We start from the raw sequence: 13,615 nt of genomic DNA, 5'->3' as shown, positions 1-13,615 counted from the left end.
CCGGCTTGGACATTGCCGTGATTGTGGGCGTTGTAGACCTCTCGGCCGATCTTCATCGACGTGGTCTGCGTGTCGCAATTGTCGAGCACGTCGCCGGTGACCGCGAGCAGCGGCGTCTCCATCCGGACGCCGACCGAGGCGGTGATCTTCAAGCTCTCGCACACCAGCTCGCCGAGCTTGCCGTTCTTGAAGTGCAGGAACGAGCCGTCGGCCGAATAGACCATGACCTCGCCGGGCATCAGGTTCAGCGGGCGGCTCTTCGGATCTTCCTCGCCGATCATGATGCCGTTCGAGCGCAGGCCGCCGAGGAACACGGCCACGCCCTGAGAGCCCGCTGGCGGGTTAGAGCTGAACCCGAAATGCCGGATGCGCGGCATCTTCAGTGGCTCGGGGCCGAGGCCGCGCACCTGGACGGTCTGCATGGTGCCGCTGTCGTCGACATGGGCGATGGCGACCCGGGCGACCATGAGCATGACGCGGCGCATCAGCGGGCGCACGAAGTGGTGGAAGCGCTCGTGCATCATGGCGCCGAGCCTCCGGTCGACGCGTTCGGCAACAGCAGCGGCTCGCCCTTGCGATAGACCGGCAGTTCGAAGTCGAACGTCGGGCCAAGCGGGGTCAACTTGAACGCGTCCGGACGTGTCACGGTCAGCTCGGCCCGGCTGCCGCCGTCATCGAGCGCGAGCTTGACGCTGGCGATCAGCAGGGTATCGGCGACTTCGATAAAACTGTCGGTCACCGACACCAGGCCGTTCGGCGCCCACAGCAGCCCGGCGCTATCGCGCCAGCCTTGCAAGGTGATGGTGAAGCGTGAAGCGCGGCCTGCGCGCACAGTCGCTTCCCATTGGGCGCGGCGGGTGAACGTGTCCGTGCTGGCGTCGCCGGGATACTCGGCGATGATGACGAGAGGGCGATAGCGGGTAATGCCGCTGTCGGTTGCGAGCCCCTGCGGCACCGCCGTGTTGCCGGGGTCGATGTAGCCTTCGCCGTCCTGACCGTGGACGATGTATTCCTGGAACCGGTTCGAGTGGTCGACGCCGCCGGACATCTTGACGATGTCCCGGCCGCGCAGGATGGACTGGAACTTCGGACCAGTGCCGCCCTGGGTCAGCAGCAGGCCGCCCTTTCCGTCGGAAACCGGCAGCACGCCCAGCGACCGGGTCAGGCGCTCGATCGTCTCGAACACGGTCTCGCCGGCCTGGATCTGGAAGTCGAACGCCTTGCCGACGTCGACGTCGGAAGACAGGCGGATACCGAACGGCTTCACCAGGTCGCCGATAATCTGCTCGCCCGTCACGAAGCCAGGCCAGCCGCCCCAATCGGTATCATGGAACGCCGCGCAATCGACCAGGTCGCCAGTGGCGTCGCGGCCCGCGAAGCTTATCTTGTGGGTCGTGCCGTCGTAACTGATGTTGTTCTTGTCGACCCAACCGCTGATGACGGTCTCGCCGTCGACCATCAGATCGCACGCGTCACCAGGATGGATCAGGCGCCGGATGCCGAGGCTGGGATCATAGTCGGTCAGCTCGACGGTGAAGCCGCCGGCGATGCCTTCGATCGACCGCGTGATCTCCGCACGGGTCCAGCCGCTGACGAGCCGGCCACCGGCCCGGAGCGTGATCTTCGGCGCGGTGCTAGCCATTGGTCAGCACCTCGAGCGCGACGCCGCCGGGCGTGAACAGCGGGTTCGGCAAGTCATTGCGGGCGACGATGTCGAGCCAGGCCGTCGGATCGTCATAAAGCTTGGTCGCCAGCACCAGCGCCGGTACGTCGTCGTTCAGCTGGATCGTGGTGATGATCGGCAGGCCGGCCGAGCGTGCCGCGACGTCCTGCACCACAGCGACGCGCGCCGCCTCCAGGGCGGTGACCAGGTCGCTCGACGCCACCGTACCCGCCTCGCCGTCGAACGCGTTGGCGAGCTGGTCGCGCAAGCCCAATGCCTCGGTGCGCGACGAGAAGGGATAGGCCGAGAGAGCGCCGGCGGCTTGGACGAGCGCGGCCTGGCGCATCAGATCGTAGATCGCGAAGCCGTTGACCTGGACCTGCCGGCCCTGGACCGATGTCGTCGCCGGCAGGCTCGGCCGAGCCAGCAAGGTCGCGAGCTGCAGGTGCAGCTTGAACGCGTTCAGGATCGTCGGCCCATCGTAGCTCGGCACATTCGGCCGGGTCGGATCACTCGGCCCCAGGCGGCGCTGGGTTGCCCAGTCGGTGAAGCTGCCGCCGTTGCTGGTGGAGAAGAGTCCGGAAACCGACGACATCAGGTTGCCGAGATGGGTCCCAATACCTTCGATGCTGGCGACGATGCCGCCGGCGGCGTGCAGGCTTGTGATGTTGCCCACGAAATTGACCGCGGCCTGGACGTTGTAGATCGCGCTGTTGACCGTGCTGGTCGCCAGGCGGACCGCGCCCTGGATATCGTTAATGTTGTCGCGCACCAGCTTGTAGCCGGACGCCACGGTCGACCACCAGGAGCCGGCGCCGCCGACGTCGCCCTTGAGAAAGCTCATGGAACCGCGCACCGCGTCGGTCGCGCCGAACAGCAGGTCCGACGATCGGCCCATCACGCCGCGCGAGGCGCCGGTGACCGAGAAGGCGTTACTAAAGCTCGCCTGGCTCGCCGTGGTAACGGCCGCGTTCGCCGTGTCGACGCCGGCGCCGGTATCGCTGGTGGCGCTGGCGCTGGGCGCCTTGCCGCTGTCTTCGACGAAGGTCAGCGTGAAATCGATGCGGCCGAGCGCGGTAACGCTCATCTGCTCGCGGCAGTCGGTGCAAGCGACCTTCATCGACCCATAGGTCGGATGGATCAGCGTGCCCGGGCCCTTCTGCTCGACGGCCGCGATCAGCTTGTCGCGCTGGGCGAACCAGTCGTCGCCCAGCGCCAGGACGTCGAGATTGTATTGGCGGGCCTTGCGGCCGAGATCTTCCCAGCTCGGCACTTCGCCGTCGGGATACTCGGTCAGCTGGCCGCGCCGCCCAAAGGCAGCGCCGCCGTCCAGGAAGTTGAACGGCACCCCCCGGAACGAGCCCTGGCGGATCTGCTGCCGCGCCTTGGTCAGGTTGTTCGCCATTAGAGCGCACCCTCTTTACGAGAGCGCGCGATCGGCGCAATGATCGCGGCCTGATACGCGCATTGAGGGACGCGGGCGATGGACGATAACGAACTGACCATGAATGCTCGTCGCAGGCTTTGGCACATCGAAGCGATCGCCAACCGCGTAGGTGCCGCCATGGCGACGGTCCTGTTCGTCAAGATGTATTGGTTTCCCGCGCAGGCCGCTGAACCAGACGAAGCGCGTTTCTGGCCATGCGTCGGGATCGCACTCCTCGTATATGGGGTCGTTTTCTGGCTCGTTCGACGGCTTTCGCTGCCGCGTACGCGAAGCAACCCGGCGCTCGATCGGGTCAAGGAAAGCATGCGCTCGTAGCGCAGAGCCGCGATCACGGTACCGACCCAAGCGAGACACCGAACGACGGGTCGAGCTGCACGTCGACCGACCCGCTCGACGAACGCTTGTCGACCAGCGCCAGGTCGCCCGGCGCATCCTGAAACTTCAGTGTAATTTCGACCCTCTGCGGGCCTAGCGGCAGATGCTGGCCATCGCCAGCACCAAGGATCGTACGGCCCTGCGGCAGGAACGATCGGCTTGGCCGGCCTGGCGCCGTGATCGCATCGATTTCGGCCTTGGTCATCGGCAAGACATCGTCTTGCCGTGCCTCAACTGTCTGCGTGGGCGCCGGCTCCGGATCCGACGCAAGGCCGGCTTCGGCCGCGCCCGCCTGCGAGATCGCCAGGGCCGCCCTGTCCCAGTCGGGATGCTTCAGGCCCTCCCAAAGACGCGCGAAAAATTCTTTGATCGGCTTCCAATGCGAATAGACGAGGTACGCACCGCCGGCGATCGCTACGATGCCAGCCATCACCCATCCGATCGGGGTGGCAGCGATCGCGGCCCCCACTGCCACGAAGGCATCCGCGAGACCGCCCGCGCCGACCGCTTCCGCGAGCAGACCAATGCGAAGCGCGATCGTCGGCAGCGACGCAGCGAAGAGCCTGAGCGGCGCCAGCCCTAGCTGAACAAGGGGGCCTAGATACTTCACTGCGGCGCCAATCGCCAGGACCGAGCCGGCAACATTCGTCGCGCCAGCAACGAACTTAATGAAGTCATCGCCGAAGAGCTTAGTTCCTTCGAGCGCCAGCGCGCCGATACTGTCCCAAAAGCCCTTGATCTGGTCTAAGATCGCATTGAGTACGGCCGTTGGCTGCTTCGCGATCTGATCGGCCTTGCGTTGATCGCCTTCGACGTTGCCCGTAATGCCGCGCTTCTGGTTGAGCGTGGTCAGGCTTCCGTTGGTCTGCAGCTCGCCGAAGCCGACCTTGAGCGGATTGATGAACCCGCTGCCCAGGCGGTTTTCCACGAACGCCGGGTTCTGCTGATAGACCCTGGCGATGTCGTTGATGATGTCCGGCACCGGCCGCACCTTGCGGGCGCGTCGATCGGCCTCGTTGGCGAACACGGGCACGCCCAGGCTGGCGATCGCGTCCTGGCCGCCCTTGTCGTTGAAATAGCCGATCAGGCTGGAGACCTGGCTGACCGCCTCGCGACTGCTGGCCGTGCCCAGGCGCACGATCGCGAAGAGCGCGCCGAGGTCGCGCGAGGCTCCCAAGCCGGTCTGGCCGATCGCCCGATATGCCGCGGACAGGCGGCCGAGCTTCGGCGCCATTTCCACAAAACCGCCGTCGATGCCGACGAGCTGGGCGCGCAGGGTGGAGAAGGCCTGTGACAGATCTTCCGGCTTGAACAGGTTGAAGTTGCGCGCCAGCACGGCCCAGGACTCGCCCAGCTCGTCGCCGTGGCCGCCGAGCAGCTGGATATTGCGGGCGACGCCTTCGATGTTGTCCTGGAAGAACTGCAGGGTGGCGCCGTTGTCCTTCATCGACTTGAAGGAAGCGGTCAGCTCGTCGGAATTGATCCGGGCGGCGCCGGCGGTCTCGATCAGGCTTTCCTTGACCCGATCGATCGCCTCGTGCGACGCGCCGGACGTGATGCGCAGCCGGTCGAAATATTCCGCCGTCCGGACGATTTCCTTGGCGCCCATCTCGGCCGCGATGCCGAGGCCGATGCCGGCGATCGCGCCCTGGACGGTCTCGGCACTCTTCGTCATCCGCTCGAAGCCGCGCGCGCCGCTCTCACCGATCGCCGAGATCCGCTTGCCGATGTTGGTGACGACGGCCGTCGAGCGGTCGATCGCCTCGATCACATATTGAAGCTTGAGGTCCGTCATTTACCGGCCGTGACCTCCTTCCAGAGTTTGGCCGCCTCGGCGTGCCACCGGTCCAACTCAGGGCCGGTCAGTTCCATGAGATCGCCCAGAGACCAATGGGCGACCAGTCCCAGCTCTAGGCACTGGCGGCGCCAGTTCGCCGGCCTTTCGGCAAAAAACTGGAGATGACTTCGCCCAGCTCGCCGAAGTCTTCGGCGTCGATCTGGTCGACCGTCGAGGGCGCCAGTGCCGCCAGCTGCTGGACCATCATCGAGACCGACCCGACGCCCGACAGGCCCTCGGCGACGCGCAATTCCTTGACGGTCGCCCGGCGCATCGTGATCGACGAGAGCTGCGCGCCTTCGGATCGGACCGGATAGAGCAGCGGCGTGGTCACGCTGCCGTTTTCGTTCTTGATCGAGCGTTCGCCGACGACGATCGCCGGCTTGGGCGGGGCGCCGGCGGTGTCGAGGGCGATTGCGGAGGTAAGCGGCTGAATGGCGGCGTCGGACATGGAAGTTCCTCGGATCTGGTCGGAAACGGCAGCAGCGGCCTAGCCGAGGCTGTCGAGCTTGGCCTGGCGCAGGCGCGCCAGGTGGTCGGCGACCGGGCGCAGTTCGGCGGCCTGTTCTGCCGGCAGACCGCGGATCATTGCGGTGGCCACGCTGTGGAACAGCTCTAGGCCGCCCAGGACGATGGCATCAGCGATGACGCGGGGGTCCTGCTCGACGGCTTGGAGCGCGACGGCGCCTTGGGTCAGATCTTCGCTCATTGTCTAGCCTCCCAGCTGTTCGTCGGCGGTGATCGCCATGAACTGCACGCCGGCGAGCTTGCCGCCGTCGGCGGTTGGCTTGCCGGGGTTGGAGCACCAGGCGTCGTTCAGCACGTAGACCGTGCCGTTGTCGCATTCGAACGTGATGGTCGCGTCCGTGACGGAACCCAGGGCCAGGACCGACGTGGTCGGATTGTGCGGCATGTCGCAATCGATCGTCGGGACGGCGACCTTTTCGGTGAACCCGAGCACGCGGGAGCCGACGACGGCGTCTCGCGTAATCCCGGTGATGTTCGAGATCGAAGCGCCCGACAACGTGTCGTAGAGCGTGCCGTCGACGCGAATGTAGGCTTTGCCGAGAAGCTGGTCGGCCATGGGAACTCCTTGAAGTCGCTATCGCTCGGGGATCAGAGGCGGAACTGGATCTGGGCGCCGAACACCAGGAAGCGGTTTACCAGGGTCGGCGGGAACAGGCAGTTGACCCGGTCCGGATCGCTTGCCGAGATCTCGGTGATGATGGACGCCTTGAAATCGTCGAGCGACGTGATCAGGCCGGCGTCGACGAGCGTGTTGGCGCCGGCGATCAGGTCGAGCTTGATCAGGCGCGGACTGGTGATCGCCTGACCGACCGGCAACTTGTTGCCATCGGGCGCCAGCTTGAAGCGCGGCCATTTGGTGGCGATGCGCTGGCGCAGCCAGAAGTCGAGATAGAACAGGGTCAGCACGGTCTCGACGTCGAGGTAGCTGGTATCGGGCAGGCCGGCCGGCGTGGTCTGGTACGTCGTGATCAGGCGCTCGATCAGCACGTTGCCGCCGTCATCGACGATCGCGGTCGAGATACCCTGATGGAGCAAGCTTTCGCGATCGTCCTGGACGAAGCGGTCGCCGATCACCGGCGCCAGTACGCCGGGCAGCGGCAGGGTGCCGAGCGGCCGGGCCGGGTCGATCGGCGCGAAGGTGCCGACCGTCATCGTCAGCGACGCGGTCGCTTCCCAGGTCGGCGACGGCAGCTTCGCCATGCCCAGGAACGTCAGGAACTGGTTGTTGTAGCTCGATCCGAGCGTGCCGAGATTGCCGACCGTGTCGCGCACGAAGCTGTAGGACCGGCCGCGCAGCTGGACGGTCGGGCTGTTGCGGCGGTTCAGCTCGGCTTGCACCGCGGCGATCGACGCCCCGTCGGTGTAGGGCACTGCCCAGGAATGGAACCAGACGTCGCCGAGCCCGGCGATCGACGCGGTCAGGCTCGGATTGCCGGCGCCCCCGGCCATGGCGACGATGGTCGGCGTGATGCCGGTCGGGATTACGTCGCCCCGGTAGTAGAGGCTGCGCAGGTCGATATCATTGCCGGTCAGGCCCTTCCAGACGCAGGTGAGATTGACCTTGCTGGTGGTCGTGGCGTCAACGGCGGCGGTCACCGGCAGGTCCGGCTGCGCGTTGACGGCGGCGGCGAATGCGGTGGCGAGCTGGGCGGCGGTCATACCGGCGGTAACGCCGGTTTCGACCTGGGTCCCGGCGATATAGAACGGCAACGTGCCGGCGACCGTTGCCGGACCGGCGAACGAGACCGAGCCGGTCGCGGCCGTGCCGGCCTGCAGATCGTCCTGGGCGATGGCCCACAGCTCGGTGTTGGTCGAGACGCTGCGGGCGATCTGGATCATGCGATCCAGCATCGAACCGCGCCCGAACAGGGTGGCACTGTCGTCCGAGGCATAGATCCGGGTCGCGACGCCGGCGGCGACGGTGCCAGCGGTTTTGCGCTGACCAAACAGCAGCACGCGGTGCAGCTGCGCCGGCAGCGGCGTGTTCGCCATCGAATTGTCGAACTCGATGTACGAGCCCGGGACGCGCAGGCTGAGCGGGATGGAATTGAATTCGAGCAAGAGCCTATTCCTTCACGGACGGATCGGAGACGGGCGCGCCGGCGTCGGCCGGAGCGGCACCCTTCGACGGCTTCACCGGCGCCGGCGGATTTGCCGGTTCGGGCTCGGCCGTCTCGATCGGGTTGCCCGCCTCGTCGACTTCGATCACGTCGTCGTCGCGCAGCCGGCGGAACCAGAACGGCAGCTCGGCATCGATCTGGATCGTTGCCTTCTGGTCGTTACCGGCGGCCGGGATCGGCTTCATGGTGTTGGGGTCGAGCACCCGGCGGCCGGGCGCGGCTTGTACGTATCTGAGGTCGGCCATGGCGCTTCCTGCCGGGGATCAACTGTTTGGAAGCGTCACTCTGCTCTCTAGGGCAGCCTCTCCGTCAGGTAACGGGATCGGGTCCGTGGGAAGGGGTCTCTGGGTCACGATGTCGGCGTCGAACGTCGTGAAATCCGCGTATTGGCTGAGGTCCGGCACGGTCGAAAAGCTGATGCCGACCTTGAACTCGGCCGCATAGACCGAGATGCCAAGATCGTCGAACGCGGTGGAAAACAGGTTCGAGACCTCGCCCGTGAACACCAGGTCGCCGATGCCTTGCACGCGCAGCTCGCCCAGCGTCGGGATCAGCACGGCGAGGATCGGATAGGCGCCGATCGTCGTCGGTGTGCCGCGCCGGCGGGTCTTCTCGTCGCTGCCGCTGTTGCCGGTGACGACGTAGGCCATGAAGCGGCCCATGATCCGGGTCTGGTTCGGCGGCTCGGCCGGGCCGCCCAGGAAACCGATATAGACTGCCGGGGAGACGCGCAGGCGCGCACCCCATTCCTCGGCCGACAGCCCGCCGGGCACGGTCTCGACCTTGCGCAGCTTGCTGCCGAGCGCCAGATGGACGGCGGCGACCATGGCATCTTCGACCTGAGTGATCGGGTCGGTCACGGCGCTACCAGAGGCGGGGGTTGGTGAAGGGACCCAGGCTGTCCTGGGTGAACGTCCGACGCGCCTGGACGGCCTTCGGCCCGGTCGGCGAGACCAGCTCCTGGCTCTGAGCATCGAGCCCCAGGCCGTAGCGGCCCTGCGCCACCTTGTCGAGCCAGGCGAGCGCGTCTTCCCAGCGCAGGCGCATCTGCTCGGTCGGGTGATCGGCCAGCAGGTAGCGCGCCATATCGCAGCACAGCGGCACCAGCGCAGCCGGGACCGTGGCGAGCGGCAATTGGTAGCGATCGGCGAGATAGCCGTCGATGCGGGCCGATGCATCGGCCAGCGCCTGGCCGACGCGGACCGGATCGATCGCGCCGCTGTTCTCGCGATCGGATTGGTCGATAAGCTCGGCCTCACTGAAGCGGGCGACCAAGTCCTCTTGCGTGGCGTAGGGCATCATTTCCTCAAAGCGGCGTCATGTAGAAGGAATTGATGCCGACGCCATCGAGCCGATAGAAGGCGCACGCCTGTGCCGTACCGCCCGATGTTCCCGCTCCGGGAAAGCTCATGGTGAAAACGACGGTATCGCCACTCACCGTGCCGGCGATCGTGGCGACGCCCGGCGCCTGATAGCCCGGGTTGAGGCCTGTATCCGTGCCAGCGGCATCTTGATGAATGGCGACCTGCGGCACACCCGTGTTGTTGCAGGTTATGAAGATATCGAACGTCTGACCGACATGGGCGCCGTAGCCGAACTGCGTGGTGGAGGCGGTATCGTCGATCAGATCGAGATGGAGCTTGCCCGCGAACGCGCGATGAACGCTTGAGGCCGGCGCCTGCAGGGTCAACTGGAACAGGTTTGTGGTGGTGCCCTTGGCAACGGCGGGTCTGGCACCCGACCAGGACGGCACCGCGGATGCGAGGCGACCGAGATCGGTCGCCCCGCACGACTGCAGCATGTTCTGGTTATAGGAAAGGCCGACCGCCGCCGATTGCCCGCTGACGTAGGTCGGACCCGGATGGACCAGGTTCAGGGCCGGGATGAAATTGTTGTTGTCGAACGTCAGCGACGCAGTGTCGGCGTTCGTTGGGGGATGGTTGATCGTGCAGTTCATCGTGACGTACGAGAAACAGTCGATCAGCCCTAAGTCGTAGCAAGTGCTGGAAGTGATCTTCGCGGTGCTGGCGAAGGTCGCATCATGGATCCGGGTGCCGATCGACAGGCCGTTGACGATGTCGGCCGTATCGTTGACTTCGAAATACGCACTGTAGAGGCGGACGCCGGTGGCACCCATACCGGCGGCGGTCGCCCCGAGGAGCAGGGCGCCGGTCGCCTGGTCGACGCCACTGCCATCCAGAAACTTCGTCTGGTTCTGGAGATGCAGCCCGAAGATCCGGATGTTGAGGCCGCCCTTGATCGACAGCAGGTTCGAACCCGTACTGCAATCGCAGGCGACCATGACGATTTCATTCGAAGAGCGACTGGTGTCGCCGCCATCGATCTGCATGCACACCGACTGAGCGGTCGTCTGGGCAATGCTGAATTGGCACTCGAAGAACTTCGAATACTGGCCGTAGTAGGTATAGTAACAGGCGACTTTTGCAGCGAAGAAGCCGCAATTATACCAGATCGGATTGCCGCCGTTGATGTAGACGGCGTAGTCGATATCTCCCTTCGTGCTGCTGCCGACGAGCAGGCCCGAGACATTCAGATGCCGGAATATCGTGGCGGGTCCGGCGAAGCCGGAAACGGGAACGCCGCTGTTGTCGCAGGTAATGACGGCGGACTGCGCCGTGGACGCCGGTACCAGCTCGCAACTGTTGCCGTCGATGATGACCGGAGCCGTCGCTTGGCCGCTGATGTCCCACCCGGCGCACACGTAGGGGCGATTGGGCCGGCCGAACACCATGGTGCCGCCGGTGATGCGCGCTGCCGCGAAGCACCGAGTAATGCTGCCGGTATCGTCGGCGTCGATCGCCTTCCAGAAATCCGAGACATAGAGCCTCTGGGCGAACCGATCCTTGATGCTTTGAACCTGCGCCTCGGCGTCGTCGAGCAGGTATTGGATCAGGGCCGCGTTCTGGTTGACCGCCTGCCACCGGCCCGCCCCAACCTGGCCGGTGGGCTTGATGGTGGTCAGGTTGTCGTCCACGGCCGTCGCGGCGGCGTTCCAGGCCATGCGCGCGCCCAGGCCATCCCAGGCTGTTTCCAGCCCGAGCGTGCTGATCATGCCGCCGGGAATTCCGGCCGTGGCCCGCAGCTGCGCGTAGTCGTCGGCCCTGTTGAGCGTGGCGAGCGTCGCGAAGTTGGCGTTTACCTTCGTCATCGCCGCGCGCAGCGTGTCGCCCGAACCGTCGTTGGGCGAGGCGCCGGTCGAAATCGGCAATAGCGGGAGGGCGCTCATCAGCCGCGCTCGGACACGTACACGGCCGGCGTGCCGCTGGCGGCGATGACGGCCAGGTGGTCGGCGGCGGCCGGGCCGCCGGCGCTGCCGCCGAGCGCGATATCGACGGTCTCGCCGCTGGCGACATAGTGCGGGCCGAGGGAAAACGGCATTGCCGGCAGTGCCACGACGACGGTGCCGTCGCCGGGCTCGACGAACACGCCGGCGCCGATCGCGCGGACCGTGACCACGCGGGTACCGGCCTGAAATGGCCCCAGACGCTGGGAGGCGTTGCTGGCGGTCAGGCCGTAGCCCGCGCCGATGCGGAGCGGCAGCACCGGAATGGGCAAGCCGGTGTCATCGAGCGGGAGCAGCGTGGAACTGGTCATGGATCATGCCCGTACTGGGAAGAAGAAGGGGCGCGCCGTCCGGCACGCCCCTGGGATCGCGCGCCTGCCGCCAGCTGAAGCGGCCCCGCTTGCGATCCCGCTGGTATGGCTAGATCGGGTTCTGGAACAGGCAGGCGACGTCCGGCGCCGCCACGACTTCCTTCAGGCTCTCGCCGACCCGGACCAGCGTCGTGCCGCGCAGGCCCTTTTTCGGCTCGGCCATCTGACCGGCCAGGCGGCCAAGGAACTGGTAGGTGAACGAGAAGGTCGCGTCCTGGCCCATGACGGCGGTCGGGTTGACATAGGCCAGGCCGAAGGCGTTCCCCCAGACGCGGCCGGGCGCGAGCGTCTGGCCGGGGTTCGCGCCGTTGATGAACGCGTCGCCGATCAGCACCTTTTTGAGATCGAACAGTGCCGCGACTTGCTCGGCCGTGGCGCTGCCGCTGTCGCCCGCCGTGCGATTGATCGCCTTCATGATCTTCGGATGGGACCGGAAGATGGTCCAGACCGGCCGCGGCAACCACATGACGTTCGGCCGATAGATCAGCGTCGAGTCCATGGCCTTCTGCACCAGGCCGATCGGATCGGAGCTGGCATAGACGCTGATCTTGGTCTGGCCACCGGCCGCGAGGTCGACCACGCGCGCGGCGTTGTAGTTGTTGGGGTTCTGGTACATCGCCGCGACGCGGACTTCACGCGACAGGTCGAGCCGGTTGACCAGGGTCTGGACCCGGTACGCCGCTGGATCAGCGACGGCGAGGCCCATGGCGACCATGCGCTCGTAGGCGGTCTGTTCCGACGTCGGGATCGGGCTGTCATAGCCATAGTCGACGGTCTTCGCGATGACGGCGGTGCCGCCGACTTCGATCTGGTTGGGTTCGGACTGCGGGCCGACCTGGGCGTCGGTGTTGGTGATCGCGGCGGCGGGATCGAACAGCGTGTATTCGAACGCCTGGTCGCCCATCGGCGGCAGCTTCGGCGAGAGCGCTTCCGCGATGTAGTAGGCGTCGGGATTGCGGTAGCCGATCGCGATGCCGGTGAGCATCGGCGAAACGGGAAAGGACGAACCGGGTACGCTGATCGGCGCAATGACGGACATGAACGCTGTGCCTCTGCTTACGCCTGGCCGTGGGCCAGGAGAATGTTGATCCAGTCACCGGCCACGCCGGCGACCTCGGCCATGCCGATGATCCGGTCCGCCGCCGCGACCGCCGTGGTGGCGTTCTGGGCGTAGGCGGCACCGGTGTTTTCGGTATGGGTGTGGCGCACCGAGACGACGCCATGGCCGCTGGCGTCGCTGGTGATGAGGTCGCCGGCCGCGACCGTGCCGCCGAGCTGGACTTCTTCGAAGCCCACGACGCAGACGTCGACGCGGTCGCCGTCGGCGACGTCGTTGAACGGCAGCGTGATGCCGAACAGCTTGTCGGTCGGGCCGGTCGCCTGGGAGACCGTGCCGTCGGCATTGAGCTTGACGATCGTCCGGCTGGCGATCGCGCCGGTCGCCGTGCGGTTGATGGTCTGAATGCGACGGCTCACTTGATCACTCCCTTGATGCGCAGGCGGCTCACCGCCTCGGCCGGCGAGATCTCACGGCCGGCAGCCTTGGCACTCGCCAGCTCGTTGCCGATCGCGGTCTGGACGTTGTCGGTCTCCGCGAAGTCGGTGGCCGCTTCGCCGGCGCCGGTCTCGCCGGTCGAGACCCGTTTCGGCAGGCCGCGCAGGAAGCTCTTGAACCAGTCGATCGGCGCCTTCTGGACGGTGGCGTCGCCCTCGGCGAAGTCGACCGGCTCGGCGTCGACCGTCTCCATGAAGCTGACCAGGTTGTCGCGCTCCCCGCCGGGGAACACGCCGTCGCGGATCAGGCTGTCCGCGAAATCGGCATAGGCGCCGCGCCGCAGCGTGACGCCGTCCTTCGCGAGCTTGGTCTCTCGCTCGGTCAGCAGGCGCTCGCGCTCGGCAAGCTCTTCGGCCGTAGCCATGTCGGGTTTCTCTCCAAAGTTTGGGATGATGGGGTCGGGATCGGGATCGGG

The 13,615-nt window shown here is 66.3% G+C and carries 17 protein-coding genes; 1 reads left to right on the top strand and 16 read right to left on the bottom strand.

Annotated features, from left to right (window positions below):
• The 3 genes from VGV37_RS12145 to VGV37_RS12135 form a co-directional block, all read right to left on the bottom strand.
• Positions 1–524 (bottom strand): phage baseplate assembly protein V (locus VGV37_RS12145; protein WP_326879941.1); only part of this gene is annotated, 524 nt, incomplete at its 3' end.
• The gene (locus tag VGV37_RS12140) at positions 521–1,642 is read right to left on the bottom strand and encodes a phage baseplate assembly protein (RefSeq protein ID WP_326879940.1); all 1,122 of its coding nucleotides are present in this window, start codon (positions 1,640–1,642) and stop codon (positions 521–523) included. The genes VGV37_RS12140 and VGV37_RS12145, both read right to left, overlap by 4 nt.
• Entirely contained in the window at positions 1,635–3,068 is a 1,434-nt protein-coding gene (locus VGV37_RS12135) for a DNA circularization N-terminal domain-containing protein (protein WP_326879938.1), read from the bottom strand. The genes VGV37_RS12140 and VGV37_RS12135 overlap by 8 nt, the downstream gene beginning before the upstream one ends.
• Before the next feature lie 78 nt (positions 3,069–3,146).
• Here VGV37_RS12135 and VGV37_RS12130 point away from each other — a divergent pair, with 78 nt between their 5' ends.
• The gene (locus tag VGV37_RS12130) at positions 3,147–3,425 is read left to right on the top strand and encodes a hypothetical protein (RefSeq protein WP_326879937.1); all 279 of its coding nucleotides are present in this window, start codon (positions 3,147–3,149) and stop codon (positions 3,423–3,425) included.
• 13 nt (positions 3,426–3,438) lie between these two features.
• Here VGV37_RS12130 and VGV37_RS12125 read toward each other — a convergent pair whose 3' ends face one another.
• The 13 genes from VGV37_RS12125 to VGV37_RS12065 form a co-directional block, all read right to left on the bottom strand.
• A complete protein-coding gene (locus tag VGV37_RS12125; RefSeq protein WP_326879936.1) occupies positions 3,439–5,280 on the bottom strand; it encodes a hypothetical protein in 1,842 nt (613 codons plus the stop codon).
• A 115-nt stretch (positions 5,281–5,395) separates the two neighbouring features.
• Positions 5,396–5,773: a phage tail assembly protein gene (locus tag VGV37_RS12120; protein ID WP_326879935.1), complete on the bottom strand. Its 378-nt coding sequence runs from the start codon at positions 5,771–5,773 to the stop codon at positions 5,396–5,398.
• Positions 5,774–5,812: 39 nt separating this feature from the next.
• A complete protein-coding gene (locus VGV37_RS12115) occupies positions 5,813–6,031 on the bottom strand; it encodes a hypothetical protein (protein WP_326879934.1) in 219 nt (72 codons plus the stop codon).
• A 3-nt stretch (positions 6,032–6,034) separates the two neighbouring features.
• Positions 6,035–6,406 carry a phage tail tube protein gene (locus VGV37_RS12110; RefSeq protein ID WP_326879933.1) on the bottom strand — a complete coding sequence of 124 codons (372 nt, stop codon included), beginning with the start codon at positions 6,404–6,406 and terminating at the stop codon, positions 6,035–6,037.
• Positions 6,407–6,438: 32 nt separating this feature from the next.
• Positions 6,439–7,911 carry a phage tail sheath subtilisin-like domain-containing protein gene (locus tag VGV37_RS12105; protein ID WP_326879932.1) on the bottom strand — a complete coding sequence of 491 codons (1,473 nt, stop codon included), beginning with the start codon at positions 7,909–7,911 and terminating at the stop codon, positions 6,439–6,441.
• A 4-nt stretch (positions 7,912–7,915) separates the two neighbouring features.
• Positions 7,916–8,215, bottom strand: coding sequence for a DUF2635 domain-containing protein (locus VGV37_RS12100; protein ID WP_326879931.1), 300 nt, complete (start codon positions 8,213–8,215; stop codon positions 7,916–7,918).
• Positions 8,216–8,233: 18 nt separating this feature from the next.
• Positions 8,234–8,830: a phage protein Gp37 gene (locus VGV37_RS12095; protein ID WP_326879930.1), complete on the bottom strand. Its 597-nt coding sequence runs from the start codon at positions 8,828–8,830 to the stop codon at positions 8,234–8,236.
• 4 nt (positions 8,831–8,834) lie between these two features.
• Positions 8,835–9,269: a gp436 family protein gene (locus tag VGV37_RS12090; protein WP_326879929.1), complete on the bottom strand. Its 435-nt coding sequence runs from the start codon at positions 9,267–9,269 to the stop codon at positions 8,835–8,837.
• Between the two features lie 7 nt (positions 9,270–9,276).
• Complete coding sequence (locus VGV37_RS12085; RefSeq protein ID WP_326879928.1) at positions 9,277–11,217, bottom strand: hypothetical protein; 1,941 nt, start codon at positions 11,215–11,217, stop codon at positions 9,277–9,279.
• Positions 11,217–11,585: a hypothetical protein gene (locus VGV37_RS12080; protein WP_326879927.1), complete on the bottom strand. Its 369-nt coding sequence runs from the start codon at positions 11,583–11,585 to the stop codon at positions 11,217–11,219. Before VGV37_RS12080 ends, VGV37_RS12085 begins: the two co-directional genes overlap by 1 nt.
• Before the next feature lie 109 nt (positions 11,586–11,694).
• The gene (locus tag VGV37_RS12075) at positions 11,695–12,684 is read right to left on the bottom strand and encodes a hypothetical protein (RefSeq protein ID WP_326879926.1); all 990 of its coding nucleotides are present in this window, start codon (positions 12,682–12,684) and stop codon (positions 11,695–11,697) included.
• 17 nt (positions 12,685–12,701) lie between these two features.
• The gene (locus VGV37_RS12070; RefSeq protein WP_326879925.1) at positions 12,702–13,121 is read right to left on the bottom strand and encodes a capsid cement protein; all 420 of its coding nucleotides are present in this window, start codon (positions 13,119–13,121) and stop codon (positions 12,702–12,704) included.
• Positions 13,118–13,564 carry a hypothetical protein gene (locus VGV37_RS12065; RefSeq protein ID WP_326879924.1) on the bottom strand — a complete coding sequence of 149 codons (447 nt, stop codon included), beginning with the start codon at positions 13,562–13,564 and terminating at the stop codon, positions 13,118–13,120. The genes VGV37_RS12070 and VGV37_RS12065 overlap by 4 nt, the downstream gene beginning before the upstream one ends.
• Between the last annotated feature and the right edge of the window lie 51 nt (positions 13,565–13,615).

This window comes from Aliidongia sp. (assembly GCF_035943795.1).
In the GTDB taxonomy this organism is placed as follows: domain Bacteria; phylum Pseudomonadota; class Alphaproteobacteria; order ATCC43930; family CGMCC-115725; genus Aliidongia.
The sequence above is the reverse complement of the archived record's forward strand: the minus strand, read 5'-3'. Positions and strand labels throughout refer to the sequence as shown.